The sequence below is a fragment of the Burkholderia sp. NLJ2 genome (assembly GCF_049487195.1).
GTDB lineage: Bacteria > Pseudomonadota > Gammaproteobacteria > Burkholderiales > Burkholderiaceae > Burkholderia > Burkholderia pyrrocinia.
On sequence record NZ_CP137809.1, the window covers coordinates 443,112 to 458,367 of the forward strand.

Here is a 15,256-nt window from a genome sequence, read left to right on the forward strand (position 1 = left end):
TGAGGCGGTCGATACCGGTCGCGCGCGCAACCAGACGAATTCAGAACAATTTATCCGGCGCGCCGCGCGCTTCACCTATCCTCGATAGGCATTCGCAGCCGCGCCTGCTACGCGGCCGAACCGAACCGGGACCGCCGCATGACCCTCGCCACGCCTTCGATCACCCATCACACCGTCACCGCGAACGGCATCCGCCAGCATTACATCGATGCCGGCAGCGGGCCCGTCGTCGTCCTGCTGCACGGCTTTCCGGAAACCAGCTTCGCGTGGCGCTTCCAGATCCCCGCGCTGGCGCAGCGCTACCGCGTGATCGCACCCGATCTGCGCGGCTACGGCGAAACCGACAAGCCGGCCGCCGGGTACGACAAACGCAACATGGCGCGCGACCTCGCCGGGCTGCTCGACACGCTCGGCATCGGCCGCATCGCGCTCGTCGGGCACGATCGCGGCGCGCGCGTCGCGACGCGTTTCTCGAAAGACTTCCCCGAGCGCGTCGAGCGGCTCGTCGTGATGGACAACGTGCCGACGCGCATCGTCGCGCAGAACATGACCGCGCAAACGGCGCGCGCGTACTGGTTCTTCCTGTTCCACCAGGTGCCGGACCTTCCCGAGGCGTTGATCGCCGGCAAGGAAGCCGAATGGCTGAGCTATTTCTTCTCCGACTGGTGCTACAACCCGCACGCGATCTCCGGCGACGCGTTCGACACGTACGTGCGTGCGTATCGACGTCCGGGCGCCGTGCGCGGCGCACTGGCCGACTATCGCGCGAACGCGGAAGACGTGAAGCAGGATCTGGTCGATGCGGACGTCAGGATCGCGTGCCCGACCATGGCCATCTGGGGCGAGGATTTCCATGCGGTCGGCAAGATGTTCGACATGAAATCCGTGTGGGAAAGCATGGCGACGAACCTGCGTGCCGAGCCGATCGCGCAGTGCGGGCACCTGCCGCACGAAGAGCAGCCGGAACGCGTGAACGCGCTGCTGCTCGACTTCCTGCAGCACTGGGAAGGCTGAATCGCTGCGCACGCGACGGATCATCGGGAGGAACCCATCATGAGCGACGTTTCGGGCCCGCTGGCGGTCGTCATCGGCGGATCGGTGGGCGGGCTTTTCACGGCCACCGCGCTGCGGGCGGCCGGATGGCGCGTCAAGGTCTTCGAGCAATCGCCGAACGACCTCGACAGCCGCGGCGGCGGCATCGTGCTGCAAGCGCCGATCGAACGCGCATTCGCGTTCGGCGGCGTGCCCGTGCCGCGCAATGCGGGTGTCGATTCCATCGACCGGATCTATCTCGACGAGCACGACCGGATCGTCCAACGCCTTGACATGCCGCAAACGCAGACCGCGTGGAACGTGATCTACACGGCCCTGAAGCGCGCGCTGCCTGCCGGCGTCGTGCACGCCGGCGTATCGTTCGAGCGGTTCGCGCAGCAAGGCGACAGCGTGATCGCGCATTTCGCGGACGGCCGCGTCGAGCAGGCCGACCTGCTGGTCGGCGCCGACGGCGGCCGCTCGAACGTCCGTGCGCAATTGCTGCCCGATGCGCGGCCGGCGTATGCGGGTTATGTCGCGTGGCGCGGGCTCGTCGACGAGCACCTGCTTCCCGACACGGTGCTGCAGGTACTGCGCGACCGCTTCACGTTTCAGCAAGGCGACGCGCATCTGTTCCTGACCTATCTGGTGCCCGGCCGCGACGGCGCGATCGAACCGGGCAAACGCCGCGTGAACTGGGTCTGGTACCGGCGGCTCGCGCAGGATCGCGTGCCGTCGCTGTTCCTCGCGCAGGACGGCACGCAGCGCGACGGTTCGTTGCCGCCCGGCGCGATGCGGGACGACAACCGGCTCGAACTCGTGGACGCCGGCCGCCGGATGCTTGCGCCGACGCTCGCCGCGCTCGTCGATGCGACGCACGCGCCGTTCGCGCAGGCGATCCTGGATCTCGCGGTCGACCGCATGGTGTTCGGCCGCGCGGTGTTGCTCGGCGACGCGGCCTGCCTCGTCCGGCCGCACACGGCCGCCGGCGTCGCGAAAGCGGCGGAGAATGCGGTCGGTCTCGCCGAGGCGCTGCGCGGCGTCGTGCACGGCCCCGCGTTCGACGCCGCGCTGTCGCGCTGGGAAGCCCGTCAGCTCGCGACCAATGCGTCGCTGTCCGAACTCGGCATCTCGCTCGGCACCCGGATCATGGGGCGCGCGTGACCGGCCAGCGGCCGCGCGCCAATCCATGGCTCACGTACACCGCGGCGTCGACAAGGCGTTATATTCTCGTTCCAGGCAGGGCAACGCGCGTCGCATTCGCGGACGACACCCCGCCCTCGCCGCATTTTCCGATGCGCTTCTTCCCCCGGAGAGAACGAGAAAAATGGACCACGCGCAATACTTCAGCCAAAGCTCGCTTCAGGCCGCGAATCTTCGTCTGCACTATCTGTCGCAATTGCTGCGCGAGCAGACGGGCTCGGTCGTCCAGTACGGCATCCTTCGCGGGTTTCCCATCGGCGTCAGCCATTGGGCGGAGGTCGCGGTTGGCGGCTACCTGCTCGGCACCTACGAGATCGCCGTTTGCGCGATTCTCGAAGCACTCGGGTCGCCCGACAAGGTGCTGGTCGATCTGGGGGCTGCCGACGGGATTTTCGGCATCGGCCTGGTCAGCAACAACGTCTTCGGCCGCAGCCTGTGTTTCGAGATGGACGAGCAGCGCCGCCAGGCCATCCAGCACCGGTCCGCGGAGATGGGGCTGGCGGATCGGGTTGCTGTCCATGGCCAGGCCGATCGCAACCTGCCGGCAGTCCTGTCGGAGCACGGCGGCGATCCGGCCGGGCGGGTCATCCTGTGCGATATCGAGGGAGCGGAGTTCGACCTGTTCGACGACGCGCTGCTGGAGCAGCTCTCCGGCAGCCACGTCATCATCGAAATCCACGACTTCCTGCTGTCCGACCCGGAGCGAGCCGCACGCGCGTTCGACGAGTTGAGCCAGCGCGCCGGCAAGCATTTCCACGTGTACGAGATTCGCGACGGGCTGCGGGACATTCGCAACATCCCGCTGCTGCGCCACTGGTCGGACTGGGACGCGTGGCTGATGTGCGTCGAGGCCCGTTACCGGATGATGCGATGGCTCTGGCTCGAACCGAAAAGCCAGCCGCGGCGTGCCGATCAGGACATCGATCGCCTGATTCTCGATTACCAGCGCCGGATCTTCGCCGCCTGACGAACCCGCGGCGCTCCGCATCGGGCCACGATGCGTCCGGCTGTCGCGCAACGTCCGAGCGCCTATGCGACGCGTTCGATGACGCCCGTCTACTGTCCGGGTTCCAACCGGCACGGGAGTCGCGGCGAACCCGATTTATCGCGACGTCACGCGTACCGCACGACAATATCCCACGCGGTATGACATGCCTGCCCTGGCAGCGTGAGCGCGCGTAGCGCGATTCGATCGCCCGGTTGCGTCGCGAGGCTGAGCTTTTGAGGCGCCTGCAGCGACACCGTTGCGCCGTTGTGCGCCAGTTGGGCGCTGGGTGCCGAAGGCTGGCCGCTCAGATACGACACGCAGATGTCCAGCACCATCCGTTCGCCCGTCACCGCAAATTCGACGGTGTGCGACGCCCACGCATTGAGCGCACAGCCCTGCGGGTTGCGGAACGAGGGTCCCGCGGCGAGACGCGGGACGTTCGCCAGCACGTCCTCGTGCGCGGCCACGAGCGACAACCCGCTCGCGGCAAAGCGTTCGGGCTGAAGCAGGCCGAGGTCGGCCGGCTGTTCCCGCATGCCGGATTCGGGCGCCAGCGCGAACGCGTGCCCGAGTGCGATCGCGTGCTCGGCATGGCGAGCCAGATATCGCCAGTGGTTGAGAAAGCGCACGTCGCCCGTCATGTGCAGGCCACGGATCGGTTTGCCCTGATGCTCGAGCACGATCCGGACCGCATCGAAATCGTGCCGCTCGTGAAGCCCCCATTTCGTGACGAAATTCTGTTCGCAGCCCACGAGTCGAACCTGTCCAAGGCCGCCCCACAGATGCAGGAACGTCGTGTCCAGTCCGTGGATCGCCGCGAAATCCTGGCCGATCCTTGCCGCCTGCTCGCGAACATACTGCGCGAACCGCGCCCACGGCGCACGACCGCCTACGACGAGCCCCGCCTGCAGCGGATGCCCCACCCGATCGAGCACGTCCTGGACGCACTGACGGATCAGCGCGTCCCTCCGTTCGCCGATGATCGGGGACATCACGAATGCGCAGAAGTGGGCATCAGGTGCGACGTGGAGGACATCGTCGTCCGGCACGGGGTAATCGTCCTTTTCGTGCAAAATCTGGCGGTTTCTTCTGAACGCCTTGTGTAGCAAGGCTTCCCGGTCGATTCCGACTATCGTCTGCAGTCCCGGCCGTGATCTGCGCTAAGCTACCTGCCCGCAATTTTCAATTGCGACCGTGAGGGGAGGCAGCAGATGCCAAGCCTGGAATTTCGGTATGTGGGGCAAGATCGCTTACCCGCGCGACTGTCGGAGTTCGACGTCGAGCGCTACTTCGCGCTGAACGACAGCGACGTAGCCGCGATCAACGAACGTTTCCGGCGCGATCGTCGCGCGGGCGCCGCCGTTCAACTGGTCTTTCTGCGGGCCAGCGGCCACACGCTGGACCACGTAGGCACGCTTCCACGGCAACTGTTGCGCTATGTCGGCGAACGCCTCGGCCTGCCAACACCGTCGATCGCGTCGCTGCGAACGCTCTACCAACGCTACAAGACCCAATACGAGCACCAGGTGTGGGCGTGCGAATACCTCGGCCTGACGTCGATCGGCGCCGACCAGTGGGCCGGGCTCGAAGCATGGATGCGTCAGGATGCGGCCGAATCGCTGGCGCTCGACGAACTGGTCCAGCATGCGCATCACTGGCTGTACGAGCGGCGACTGTTGATTCCCGCCGAGCGAACGCTGCGGGACCTGGGGCGAGCGATCTGGGCGGAGGCCGAACGCGGTCTGCTCGCGACGATTCAGTCGACCGTCAGCGACGCCGAACTGATGCGCGCCGATGCAGTCTTGTCCACGCAACACGGTACATCGGGGATGACCGTGCTCGAATGGCTGAAGACGCCGCCGGCACGGCACAGCCCGTCGACTATTACCGAAACCCTTTCGAAGGTCCGCTTCCTTAAGTCGCTCGGGGCCCACACGTGGAACCTGGGTGCGGTGCCGATCGAGAAACAGCGTGCCTATGCGCAGCGCATACAGGCCCGGCGTCCCGCCAAGGTTCGTGAACTCAAGGCGTCGACGCGCACGATCGAGCTGATCTTCTTCTTGCACGTCACGCTGCTGGAGCTAACCGACGCACTGCTCTACCAAACGGGTCGCCGCGTCTCCGATCTCGTCCGGCACGCCTACGATCGGACGACGGTCAAACAGGCTCGATCCGCTGTCGAGTACCGCCAGCAGCTGATGTCGATCAAGGCGCTCGTCAACGATACAAGCCGCTCCGCGGAAGAACGGCTCGCCGACATTGGCAAGTTGCTCGAGGATCTGTCGGACAAGCCGCCGACGAGTCACGCAGCCAGCGTCCGCGAAACGCTGACCGACGATCATCATCGCATCCGCAACCTGCTGGTGCCGTTACGCGAACTGGAACTGTCCGGCAGGGAGGCTGAGCCGAGCCTGCGACAGCTAGAGCTCCTCAGCACGCTGCACGACCGCGGCGTGACTGAACTACCCGCCGACTGTGAGGTGCCGGTAAGCGCAAGCTGGCGGGATCTCGTCGAGGGCGAGGACCGGGTACGTGCGATGCGGGCGCTGGAGGCCTCGGCGATCACGGGACTGCGCAGGGATTTGCGACGCGGATCGGTCTGGATCAGCCACAGCCTGTCGTTCCGCGCCCGCGATCAGCTGCTGATTCCGCCGGCGCAGTGGGAGTGCGAGCGTGATCGGCATCTGTCATCGCTCAGCTTGTCCCACAAGGCGGAACCCTTCCTGGAACGGCTATCGAGCCATCTTAAGGCGGGGATGGCGGCACTCGAAGAAGCGCTGGCGGCTGGGCGTGTCACGGTCGGGACGGACGGCGCATTACACCTGTCAGCGATCGAAGCGTTGCCCACCGATGGCCTCCCGAGACGTACGCGCGACTTGATGTTCAAGGAAATCGGGACCACGCAGTTGGCCGACCTGCTCATCGAGATGGACGTCCACACCGGCTTCAGCGAAACGCTGCTGGCGCGGCGCGCGCGCGACGCGAACGAACTGGTTTCGTTATACGCGGCGTTGATTGCGCACGGAACGGATCTCGACGCGAAGAGCGTTGTCGCGATGGTCCCTCAGCTTGATTTGGCGCCCATCGCCACCGCCATGCGGGCACTCGAAATGCCCGGGAGATTGTCGCGCGCGAACGAGCGCGTGGTCGAGTTTCAGCGCACGCATCCGATTACCGAACTCTGGGGCACCGGGCGCCACGCATCCAGCGATTCCATGAGCCTGGATACTTCGCCGCACCTCTTTTACGCCCGCGTCGATCCGCGACGACGAACTCACGCGGTCGGGATCTACACGCACGTGCTGGATCAGCATGGCATTGTCTATAACCAGCCGATCGTGCTGAACGAGCGGCAGGCAGGTGTCGCCATCGAAGGCGTATTGCGGCATAACGAAAGCCGTGACGATGGTAGGCTGCTGCGGCTCTCAGTCGACACGCACGGGTACACGAGCGTAGGGATGACCGTCTCGAAACTGCTCGGCTTCGACCTGTGCCCGGGCCTGCGCAATCTGGCCGAGCGCAAGTTGTATCTGCCACGCGGAATTGCTGTCTCCGAAGGTCTGTCGGCGGTTGTAGCCCACGATGTTTCGCTCAGGGCGATTCGCAACGGATGGGACGAACTGCTGCGACTCGTCGCCTCGATTCAGTCAGGTCGCGTCAGCGCGGTAGTCGCGCTACAGCGGTTCGGCAGTGCAGCACAGGGCGACCCGGTGTACCGGGCTGCCGATCAGCTCGGCAAGTTGCTACGCACGCTTTTCCTGTGCGATTACTTCAGCAACGCGGCGTTCCGTCGAGAACTGCATACGCTCCTGAATCGCGGAGAGTCAGTGCATCAGCTTCAGCGCGCGATCTACACCGGCCGAGTGGCCCCCGAACGCGGCCGACGTCGTGATGAAATGGTTGCGATTTCGGGGTCATTGACGCTGCTGACGAACCTCGTGATCGCCTGGAACACACAACGCATGCAGGCGACGATCGACGACTGGCGACACAAGGGGCGAAAGGTCGACGACGAATGGTTGCGCCGGATGGGCCCGGCGCATTTTGCGCACGTGAACTTCCGGGGCACCTTGAGCTTTCCTATCGAACAATACAGCGACGTATTGCTGGCGGCCGCGCCCTGGCAACGCAGAACGGGGTCATGAGACCCTGTCGCTGTTCCATCCGATCGATGCCACGATGATGATTCTTGCCTGGAATGTTGGCTTGACGGTCATCCTGTTGATCGGTAGCGCGTGGTTCGGCGCGCACCTGTTCCATTGGGTCGAGCCGCGTTCCTGATCCATCGCGTTCGGCACCATCGAGTATCCTGCGGCCGGACCATTCAGGCATGGAATATCGGATGCCGCACTCCGCCGCGATTCAGCGTCGCAACCAGCCGGACGCGATCGGACGTGCCAGGAGTTTGCGGTACGTTAGGACGATCACCCGTGTCACGGCGTCGCCGGCGCGATGCCAGAGTGGCACGATCAGCACGTAGGTCGCACACGCGACCGCAGCCGCGCCGAGCATATCGAGCGGGAAATGCACGCCGAGAAAAATCCGCGCCCACGCAACGGCCACGCCGGCGAGGAGCGTCAATGCGCCCAGCATGCGCGCACCGCCGGCCAGCAATGTCAGCGCAATGCCGGCGAACACGGTCGCGTGATCGCTCGGGAACGAGGAATCCGGCGCGTGCGCGATAAAGGTGTGTCCCAGGCCGATCATGAACGGCCGCGGATGTTGCCACGCGAGGCCGATCAGCTGGTTCGCTCCGAGTGCGACCACCGCGACAACGCATCCGCGGATGGCCAGATTCCGCTGCACTTCGCTGCCCGACAGCCACATGCCCGTCAGCAGCACGGGGATCAGATAGACCAGGTCGTCGGCGACCACGGTCGCAAGACGGATCAGCCACGGCGGCGTCGCGGTCGTCGCGTTGACCATCAGAAACAGCGCCTGGTTGAATGCTTCGAGAGTGTTCATGGCAATGGGACCTGGATGGAAATCGATCAGCTTCGCGAGACCGTCGGCTGCGGCGCGAACCAGCACAGGCACAGCGGGATCGCGACGAGCGCCGCGCCGGCGAGAAAGGTGACGGACGCGCCGAAACGCTCCCACAGCCCACCGGCGATCGCGCTGGCGAGCAGCATGCACACGCCGCTGGCCATGTTGAACACCCCGAACGCGGTGCCGCGCAACGTCGCAGGCGACGTTTCGGACACCATCGCCGCGAGAATGCCCTGCGTGAAGCCCATATGTAGTCCCCACACGGCGACGCCGATGAACATTGACGGGATTGACTTGCCGATGCCGAGCAGCAGATCGGCCGCGATCAGCAGCGCCATGCCGATCGCCAGCAGCAGCCGGCGATCCAGCCGGTCGGAGAGGATGCCAACCGGATACGCCGACAGCGAGTATGCGAGACTCATGACGACCATCACGGCGGGAATCCACGCAAGATCCAGCCCAGTCTGCTGCGCGCGCAACACGAGGAACGCCTCGCTGAAGCGTGCGAGCGTGAAGGTGGCACCGATGACGACTACGAACCAGTAGTGCGCGGAGAACTCGCGGAGCGCGCGCCAGTGCAGCGGCGACCGGAAGGTGCGCCGGGCCGGCGCATGACTCGATTCGTCGATGCCGAACGCGATCAGGCCGATTGCAATGAACGCGGGCACCACGGCGAACCACATAACCGTGCGAATATGGTCGGCGAACCCGAACATCAGCATGATCGCGAGGGACGGGCCAAGGAACGCACCAATCGTATCCATCGACTGGCGCAGGCCGAAACACGCGCCGCGGATTTCCGGGGGCGCCACGTCGGCCACCAGCGCATCGCGTGGCGCGCCACGAATGCCCTTGCCCACCCGGTCAAGCAGTCGGGCGGTTACGACAACGGCCGGTGTCCCCGCGAGCGGAAACAGGGGTTTTGTCAACGCAGCCAGCCCGTATCCGAGAAGCAGCAGGCCCTTGCGGCGTCCCAGCCAGTCGCTGATGGCGCCCGAGAACACCTTGACGATCATTGCGGTCGCTTCGGCGGCGCCTTCGAGGATGCCGAGCGCGGCGACGCTCATGCCCATGGTCGTGACCAGATAGACTGGCAGCAGCGCATGGACCAGTTCGGACGACAGGTCCATGAACAGGCTCACGAAGCCGAGCGCCCAGACCGTGCGTGGAATGGCGGGTTTCTTGATGGCAGAGGTGTCAGGGGTCATAGGCTGTCAGGGGTCAAGGCAATCCGGTTGCAGCACGTCGTCGTTCGCCGATCCGCGCCGCGTGCGTGTCGCGCTGTCGACAATCGCCAGGCACGCAAAGGTCGAGCGCGCCCGAACGTGAAGACGAATACAGCACGGCATTATTTACCCCGCCACGTACCGCGACCCATCGGGCACACCGCACGCGCGACGGCGTCGATTTTGCTCGCCACGGGAATCGGCTCAAGCTCGGCCGCCGGTTCGTCGAACTGCCGAAGCACCTTACCCTGTGCGTCGAGGAACTTGCCTCCGGTGATGCCATAGCGTGCGGCAGCGCAATCCAGCGCGAAGCGTGTCATGTCCGCTGCGTATTGAATCCCGGTCGCGGTCTGCGGCGACGCGTAACGCGTTTTCGTCCAGAGGTCGATGACGCCGCGCGAATTCTTCGTGACCGATCCGGCATCGACAAGGATCCGCATGTCGGGGCTCGCGGCGACGGCCACCCACGCGGGGCCTGCCGCCACACCCGTTGACGCAGTGATCAGGGCGACGACCAGCACACGGATTATCCCCGGTCGCCGACCGGCCAGCTTTCCGAATTGAGTCGCGGCCACCATTCCGGCCCGCCAGGCAGCGCATCGCAAATTGATCATTTGCCCGCCCGCGTTCCGGATGGCGTTTCGGGGACGACCGGCAAGACCAGCACCGCGTGCCGAACCTCGCCGTCGTCGGGCACTGAGAGGCTCAACGTCTGCATGCCCGCAGGCAGCAGAGGGGGAATGGCAGCGGCATCCGGCCACGCGGTCTTGCCCAGTGTGACGAGATGCCAGGGCTGCCGGAAGGCCTCCTGATACAGGGCGCCGTACCAGACCGGGACGCCGCGCGGCCCACTGGTCCCCCCTCCGTCCGTCAGTCGGAAACGCGATCGCCAGAGCCGCAGCACCACGCGGTCCATCGGCCGGTCCGGATCGAACTTCGCGAAGGTCAGATCCGTGCTGCGTCCTTCCGACAGCTTCGGCAGCACGGGCAACGCCGCCACCGATGTTCTGGGCGACAGCCACAGTAACGTAGACTGCGCGGACCATGCCGGCGCGACTCGCCAGCCGGCTGCTTCGAGGCGGTGCGCGATTGCAGAGGAATCGTCGACCCACTGCAACGGCAGCGCTTCTTCTTGATCGCCGCTCAGTTCGGTGCGGCGGGCCGGGAGTTCGCGCCAGCCGCCGTCGCTCCACTGCTTCAGCGTCACCCCGGTTTCGTGAATCGCCGGCCGGTACCGGGCGAGCTCGGCCTGCAGATGCCCGGGACTCGTCCACGGACCAAAAATTGCGAGCACAACCATCACGAGGCCGGCCAACAGCCCCGGTCGGACGTCGTCCTGCACCCGCCGGTACGTGTAGAGGCCGGCCACCACCGCGAACCACGCAAGGCCCAGGCTCCAGCCGCCCAGCACATCCGCCAGCCAGTTTTCCCCCAGATACAGGCGAGCAAACCCGGTCAGCGCAACCCAGATCGCTATGAGGGTGATGACGACATTGCGCCACAGCGGCGTTCGACGATGGACCAGCAGCCAGCCGAGAAATCCGTAGATCAGGATGTTGAAGGTGGCATTACCGCTTGGTAACGGAGCGTGCATCCCGTTCGCCTTCCAGGCGAACGGTCGCACATAGTCCGAAGGCTCGAGTACGGGACTCACGGCGCCGGCAATGGCGACTGTGAGCGCCCAGTAGCCCGCCGTGCGCCAGCACCGCCGCACCATCAACCAGACGAGCACGGCGGCGGCCATCGCCAGCCCCGCGCTCCAGGTGCTCAGTTCGACGATGCCAGCCATCAGGTCATCGACTGGTGCCGTGCGCAGCGTTTGCAGGAAACTGTAGATCACGGTGTCGGCGCGCGTGAGCGGATCGTGTGCGACCACATCCTGCAGGATGCCCAGAAACAGCCACACGCTGCCGATTAAGAGCAGCGCCAGCACCAGCAGCGTTGGCGATTCCGGGCGATCGGGTCCGACGACGCCCGACAGCCGCCTCGCCAGGCGCGGATGCCGGCGCTCCAGACGTGCCATCGCCCGCTGTGCGCCCACCCGGGCGAGCGGCACGCCACGCCGGATGGCAACGCGCGTCAACCGTACGATCAGCCAGAGTAGCGCAGCCAGCAGGAGCAGCATCGCGGCGAGGCGCCCGCTGACCGCTTCGGCGAGTTGGGCCGATGCGCCGAACACGATCCCCGGGCCGATGTGCGCGGGCGACCACGCCAGCGCGGAGGCGATGTTGATCGGATAGAACTTGTGTCGCGGCATCCGGGCCGCGCCGACCACCAGCGGGACGATTGCGCGCACGGGTGCGAAGAAGCGGGCCATGACGATGCTTTTCCCGCCGTGCCTTGCGACGAACTGCTCGCCACGCGCCCAGGCCGCCTCGTGTCCCTTCGCCACCCACCACATGCGCACTTCGCGTGCATACCGGTGGCCGAGTTCGTAGCTGATTCCGTCGCCCGCCACGGCGCCGAGCGCGGCGACGCCCAGCGTCACCCATCCGCCCAGAATCCCGGCCCCGATCAGCGCCCCCGCTGCAAACATCACGATGCCCGCCGGGACGAAGGTCCCAACAACAGCGAGCGACTCCGCGCATGCCACGCCAAAAACGATGACGAGGACCAGTCCGGGATGGGCGCCAATGCTGGTGAGCCACGCGTGCATAGTCGGTTCCGGTCAGATATGGGGTTCGCGGACGGGCATGGTTCACCCGTTCGACGACGCAGCTAGCGATTCCGCCAGCGAGTCGCGTTCGAAGCGGCCGTAGCGCAGCGCCAGCGTGGGCAGCACGATCAGGTTCAGCGCGGTCGACGTAATCAGACCGCCAAGGATCACGATCGCCATCGGCCCCTCGATCTCGTTGCCAGCCGCGCCGCTCGTCAGCGCGAGCGGCAGCAGCGCCAACCCGGTCACGAGTGCGGTCATCAGGATCGGGATCAGCCGTTCCGAGGCGCCGCGCACGGCCGTGTCGGCATTCCAGGGGATTTCGTCGACGTGCACCAGATGCTCGTAGTGGCTGATCAGCATGATCGAGTTGCGCAACGAAATACCAAACAGCGTCACGAACCCCACCATGCCGCCGAGCGACAGGTTGCCGCCGGTCAGGACCACACTCAATACCCCACCGACCAGCGCGAACGGCAGGTTCACCATCACGAGCAGCACGCCGCGCCGGCTCTTCATCGCCAGGAACAGCAACAATGCGATGCCGATGATCGACATCGCGCCATAGGCGAGCAGGTCGCGCTGCGACTGCGCGCGCGCTTCGCTCTCCCCCGAGAACACTGCATAGGTGCCTCTCGGCATCGCGATCTCGCGATTCACGCGGGCCTGGGCTTCGCGCACGAAATCGCTCACCGCACGGCTACCGAGCGTCACGGCGACCGTCTGCATGCGCCGGCCACCATCATGGGTGATCTGGTAGCGGCCCGACACCTGGCTGATCGCTGCCAGTTCGCGCAACGGGACGGCGAGGCCCTCCGGATTGCGCAGCATCAACGCGCCCACGTCGCCGAGATTGCTGCGAGCTCCGGGGGCGAGGACGACCGAGACGTCGTAGATCCGGCCACCTCCGTAGGTCTGCGCTACCGTGGCGCCCTGGTACCCGCTCTGGATCGCATCGAGCACTTCCACCGGCCTGAAGCCCCAGCGGCTCAACTGATCCGGTTTGAGCCTGACTTCGAGTTCGGGAATGCCGGGCGGCGATTCGACGTTCACGCTCGCGACGCCGTGGATCGTCCCCAGCAGCCGGGCGACGTCCTGTGCCGTGCGGTCGATCACATCGAGGTTGTCGCCGAACACGTTGACGACCACGGGCGCCGTCACCCCGGAAATGGTTTCGTCGATGCGCTCGACCAGGAACGTATTGACCGACGTGGACAGGCCGGGAAAGCGCGATAGCGCGTCCTGGATGCGACGCAGGGTCGCGTTCTGGCCGGACGCGCCCATCGGCTCAAGATCCACTTCGAACTCGCTCAGTTGTACCCCGACCGGATCGACGACCTCGTTCGCGCGGCCGGCACGCTGCGCCACCAGCCGCACCCCGGATACGCGCATCAGCGCTTGCGAGACCTGCGTGCCGATGCGCATCGACTCGGCGAGCGACGTCCCGGGCGCGAGCCCCATGTGCACGATGTAGTGTCCCTCCCGCAGCTCCGGAATGAAGTTTCCGCGCAGGAACGGCAGCGCGCCGAGCGCCGCGACGCACAACAGCGCGACGACCACCATGACGGTTTTGACGCGCTGCTCGACCTTCAGCAGCAACGCCGTGTAGCGTGCCTTCAGCCACGTCAGCAGCCGGGGTTCGTGCGCCGGGAGCGGCCCGCGTGCCAGCAGCGCGAGCGCCATCGCCGGCGTGAGCGTCAGTGCGACGCCGAGTGAAGCCAGCACCGCGAGGATGTACGCGATGCCGAGCGGCGCGAACAGCTTGCCGGCGACGCCCGAGAGCGACAAAACCGGCAGGAAGATCAGCATCACGATGAAAGTGGCGAACACGACCGCGCTACGCACTTCGAGCGACGCGCGCAGCACCACGCGATAGGCCGCCATTGGCTCACGCCGGCTGCGATTCTGGCGTAGCCGCCGATAGATGTTCTCGACGTCGATGATCGCGTCGTCGACCACTTCGCCGAGTGCGATCGCGAGACCCCCGAGCGTCATCGTATTGAGGCTCACGCCGAACGAAGTCAGCACGACGATCGCGATCAGCAGCGAGAGCGGAATCGCCACCGCCGAGATGACCGCCGTCCGCGCGTTCAGCAGGAACAGGAACAGGACCGCGATCACCAGCACCGCACCCACCAGCAGCGCGGTGCGCAGATGGCCGATCGACGCGTCGATGAAGCTGGCGGGCCGGAACACGTCGGTGTTCATGGCGACGCCTTGCCGCTCCAGTTCCGGCTTCAGTGCGGCGAGTGACTTCTCGATTGCTTTCGTGACCATCAGCGTGTTGGTGCCGTACTGGCTCTCGAGCACCATCATCACGCCGGGCTGGCCCATGATCGAGGCAGCGCCGACCGCCGGCGCGCTGCCCCAGGTCACGGTGGCGACGTCACCGAGGCGCACGGCGGCACCATTGCTCCAGCGCAGCACGACGCCGGCCAATGTCGCGGGCGTCGTGATCTGGCCATCCGCGTTGACGGCAATGCGCTGGTTCGCGTTCTCGATGAAGCCGGCACCGCGCACGCCGGTCGACAGGCGTGCAGCGGCGATCACGTCCTGAATCGACAGGCCGTAGCGCATCAGCTTCGTCGGATCGACCTGGATCTGCAACTGGCGCGTCTCGCCGCCGAAGACGATCGCGTCCGCCACGCCCGGGACGCTCATCAGCTGCGGTTTGACCGTCCATTGCGCGATGTCGTACAGATCCATCGGCGAGCGGGTTTTCGACGTCAGGCCGATGGTCCGCACGACACTGGTGGTGGTCGTGAGCGGCAGCAGCCGCGGCGGCTGCACGCCGGCGGGCAAGGTCGCGGCGAGCGCATTGACGCGCTCGGACACCAGTTGCCGGACCTGCATCACGTTCGCGTGCGCGTCGAACACCAACGTGACCGCGGACAATCCCTGCATCGATTTCGAGCGCATCGACTGCAGCCCGACCATGCCGCCGAGCGCGTTTTCGATCGGCTGCGTCACCAGCGTCTCGACCTGCGCGCTGGTCAGACCCGGCGCCTCGGTCTGCACGATGCTCATCGGCGGTGCAAACTCGGGAAACACGTCGAGTTTGGCGCGCGTGAGCGAATAGAGTCCGTAGCCGGCCGCAAGCACAGCCAGCGCGTAAATCACGCCGCGAAAGCGCAACGAGAACCGGATGATGGCAGTGAGCAT

10 protein-coding genes are annotated in these 15,256 nt (G+C 65.9%); 4 read left to right on the top strand and 6 right to left on the bottom strand.

From position 1 onward, the window contains the following. Nucleotides 1–138: 138 nt before the first annotated feature. From R9B84_RS18560 to R9B84_RS18570, 3 genes are all read left to right on the top strand, one after another. Complete coding sequence (locus tag R9B84_RS18560; protein ID WP_423760826.1) at nucleotides 139–1,014, top strand: alpha/beta fold hydrolase; 876 nt, start codon at nucleotides 139–141, stop codon at nucleotides 1,012–1,014. A 39-nt stretch (nucleotides 1,015–1,053) separates the two neighbouring features. Continuing rightward, nucleotides 1,054–2,196, top strand: a complete 1,143-nt coding sequence (locus tag R9B84_RS18565) for an FAD binding domain-containing protein (protein ID WP_423760827.1) — start codon at nucleotides 1,054–1,056, stop codon at nucleotides 2,194–2,196. Nucleotides 2,197–2,359: 163 nt separating this feature from the next. Continuing rightward, on the top strand, nucleotides 2,360–3,202 hold the full coding sequence (locus R9B84_RS18570) for a hypothetical protein (protein WP_423760828.1): 843 nt from the start codon (nucleotides 2,360–2,362) through the stop codon (nucleotides 3,200–3,202). Nucleotides 3,203–3,348: 146 nt separating this feature from the next. Here the strand turns inward: R9B84_RS18570 and R9B84_RS18575 are convergent, their stop codons facing one another. Continuing rightward, nucleotides 3,349–4,215 (bottom strand): hypothetical protein, encoded by an 867-nt coding sequence (locus tag R9B84_RS18575; RefSeq protein ID WP_423760829.1) that lies wholly within the window; start codon nucleotides 4,213–4,215, stop codon nucleotides 3,349–3,351. Between the two features lie 219 nt (nucleotides 4,216–4,434). On the opposite strand from R9B84_RS18575, the gene R9B84_RS18580 reads away from it, so the two are divergent. Continuing rightward, nucleotides 4,435–7,368, top strand: a complete 2,934-nt coding sequence (locus R9B84_RS18580; RefSeq protein ID WP_423760830.1) for a Tn3 family transposase — start codon at nucleotides 4,435–4,437, stop codon at nucleotides 7,366–7,368. A gap of 217 nt (nucleotides 7,369–7,585) precedes the next feature. Here the strand turns inward: R9B84_RS18580 and R9B84_RS18585 are convergent, their stop codons facing one another. From R9B84_RS18585 to R9B84_RS18605, 5 genes are all read right to left on the bottom strand, one after another. Further along, on the bottom strand, nucleotides 7,586–8,188 hold the full coding sequence (locus tag R9B84_RS18585) for a phosphatase PAP2 family protein (RefSeq protein ID WP_423760986.1): 603 nt from the start codon (nucleotides 8,186–8,188) through the stop codon (nucleotides 7,586–7,588). A gap of 26 nt (nucleotides 8,189–8,214) precedes the next feature. Then, complete coding sequence (locus R9B84_RS18590; protein WP_423760831.1) at nucleotides 8,215–9,420, bottom strand: MFS transporter; 1,206 nt, start codon at nucleotides 9,418–9,420, stop codon at nucleotides 8,215–8,217. A 140-nt stretch (nucleotides 9,421–9,560) separates the two neighbouring features. Next, nucleotides 9,561–9,959 carry a surface-adhesin E family protein gene (locus tag R9B84_RS18595; RefSeq protein ID WP_423760832.1) on the bottom strand — a complete coding sequence of 133 codons (399 nt, stop codon included), beginning with the start codon at nucleotides 9,957–9,959 and terminating at the stop codon, nucleotides 9,561–9,563. Nucleotides 9,960–10,048: 89 nt separating this feature from the next. Next, entirely contained in the window at nucleotides 10,049–12,094 is a 2,046-nt protein-coding gene (locus R9B84_RS18600) for a VTT domain-containing protein (RefSeq protein WP_423760833.1), read from the bottom strand. 42 nt (nucleotides 12,095–12,136) lie between these two features. Next, the gene (locus R9B84_RS18605; RefSeq protein WP_423760834.1) at nucleotides 12,137–15,256 is read right to left on the bottom strand and encodes an efflux RND transporter permease subunit; all 3,120 of its coding nucleotides are present in this window, start codon (nucleotides 15,254–15,256) and stop codon (nucleotides 12,137–12,139) included.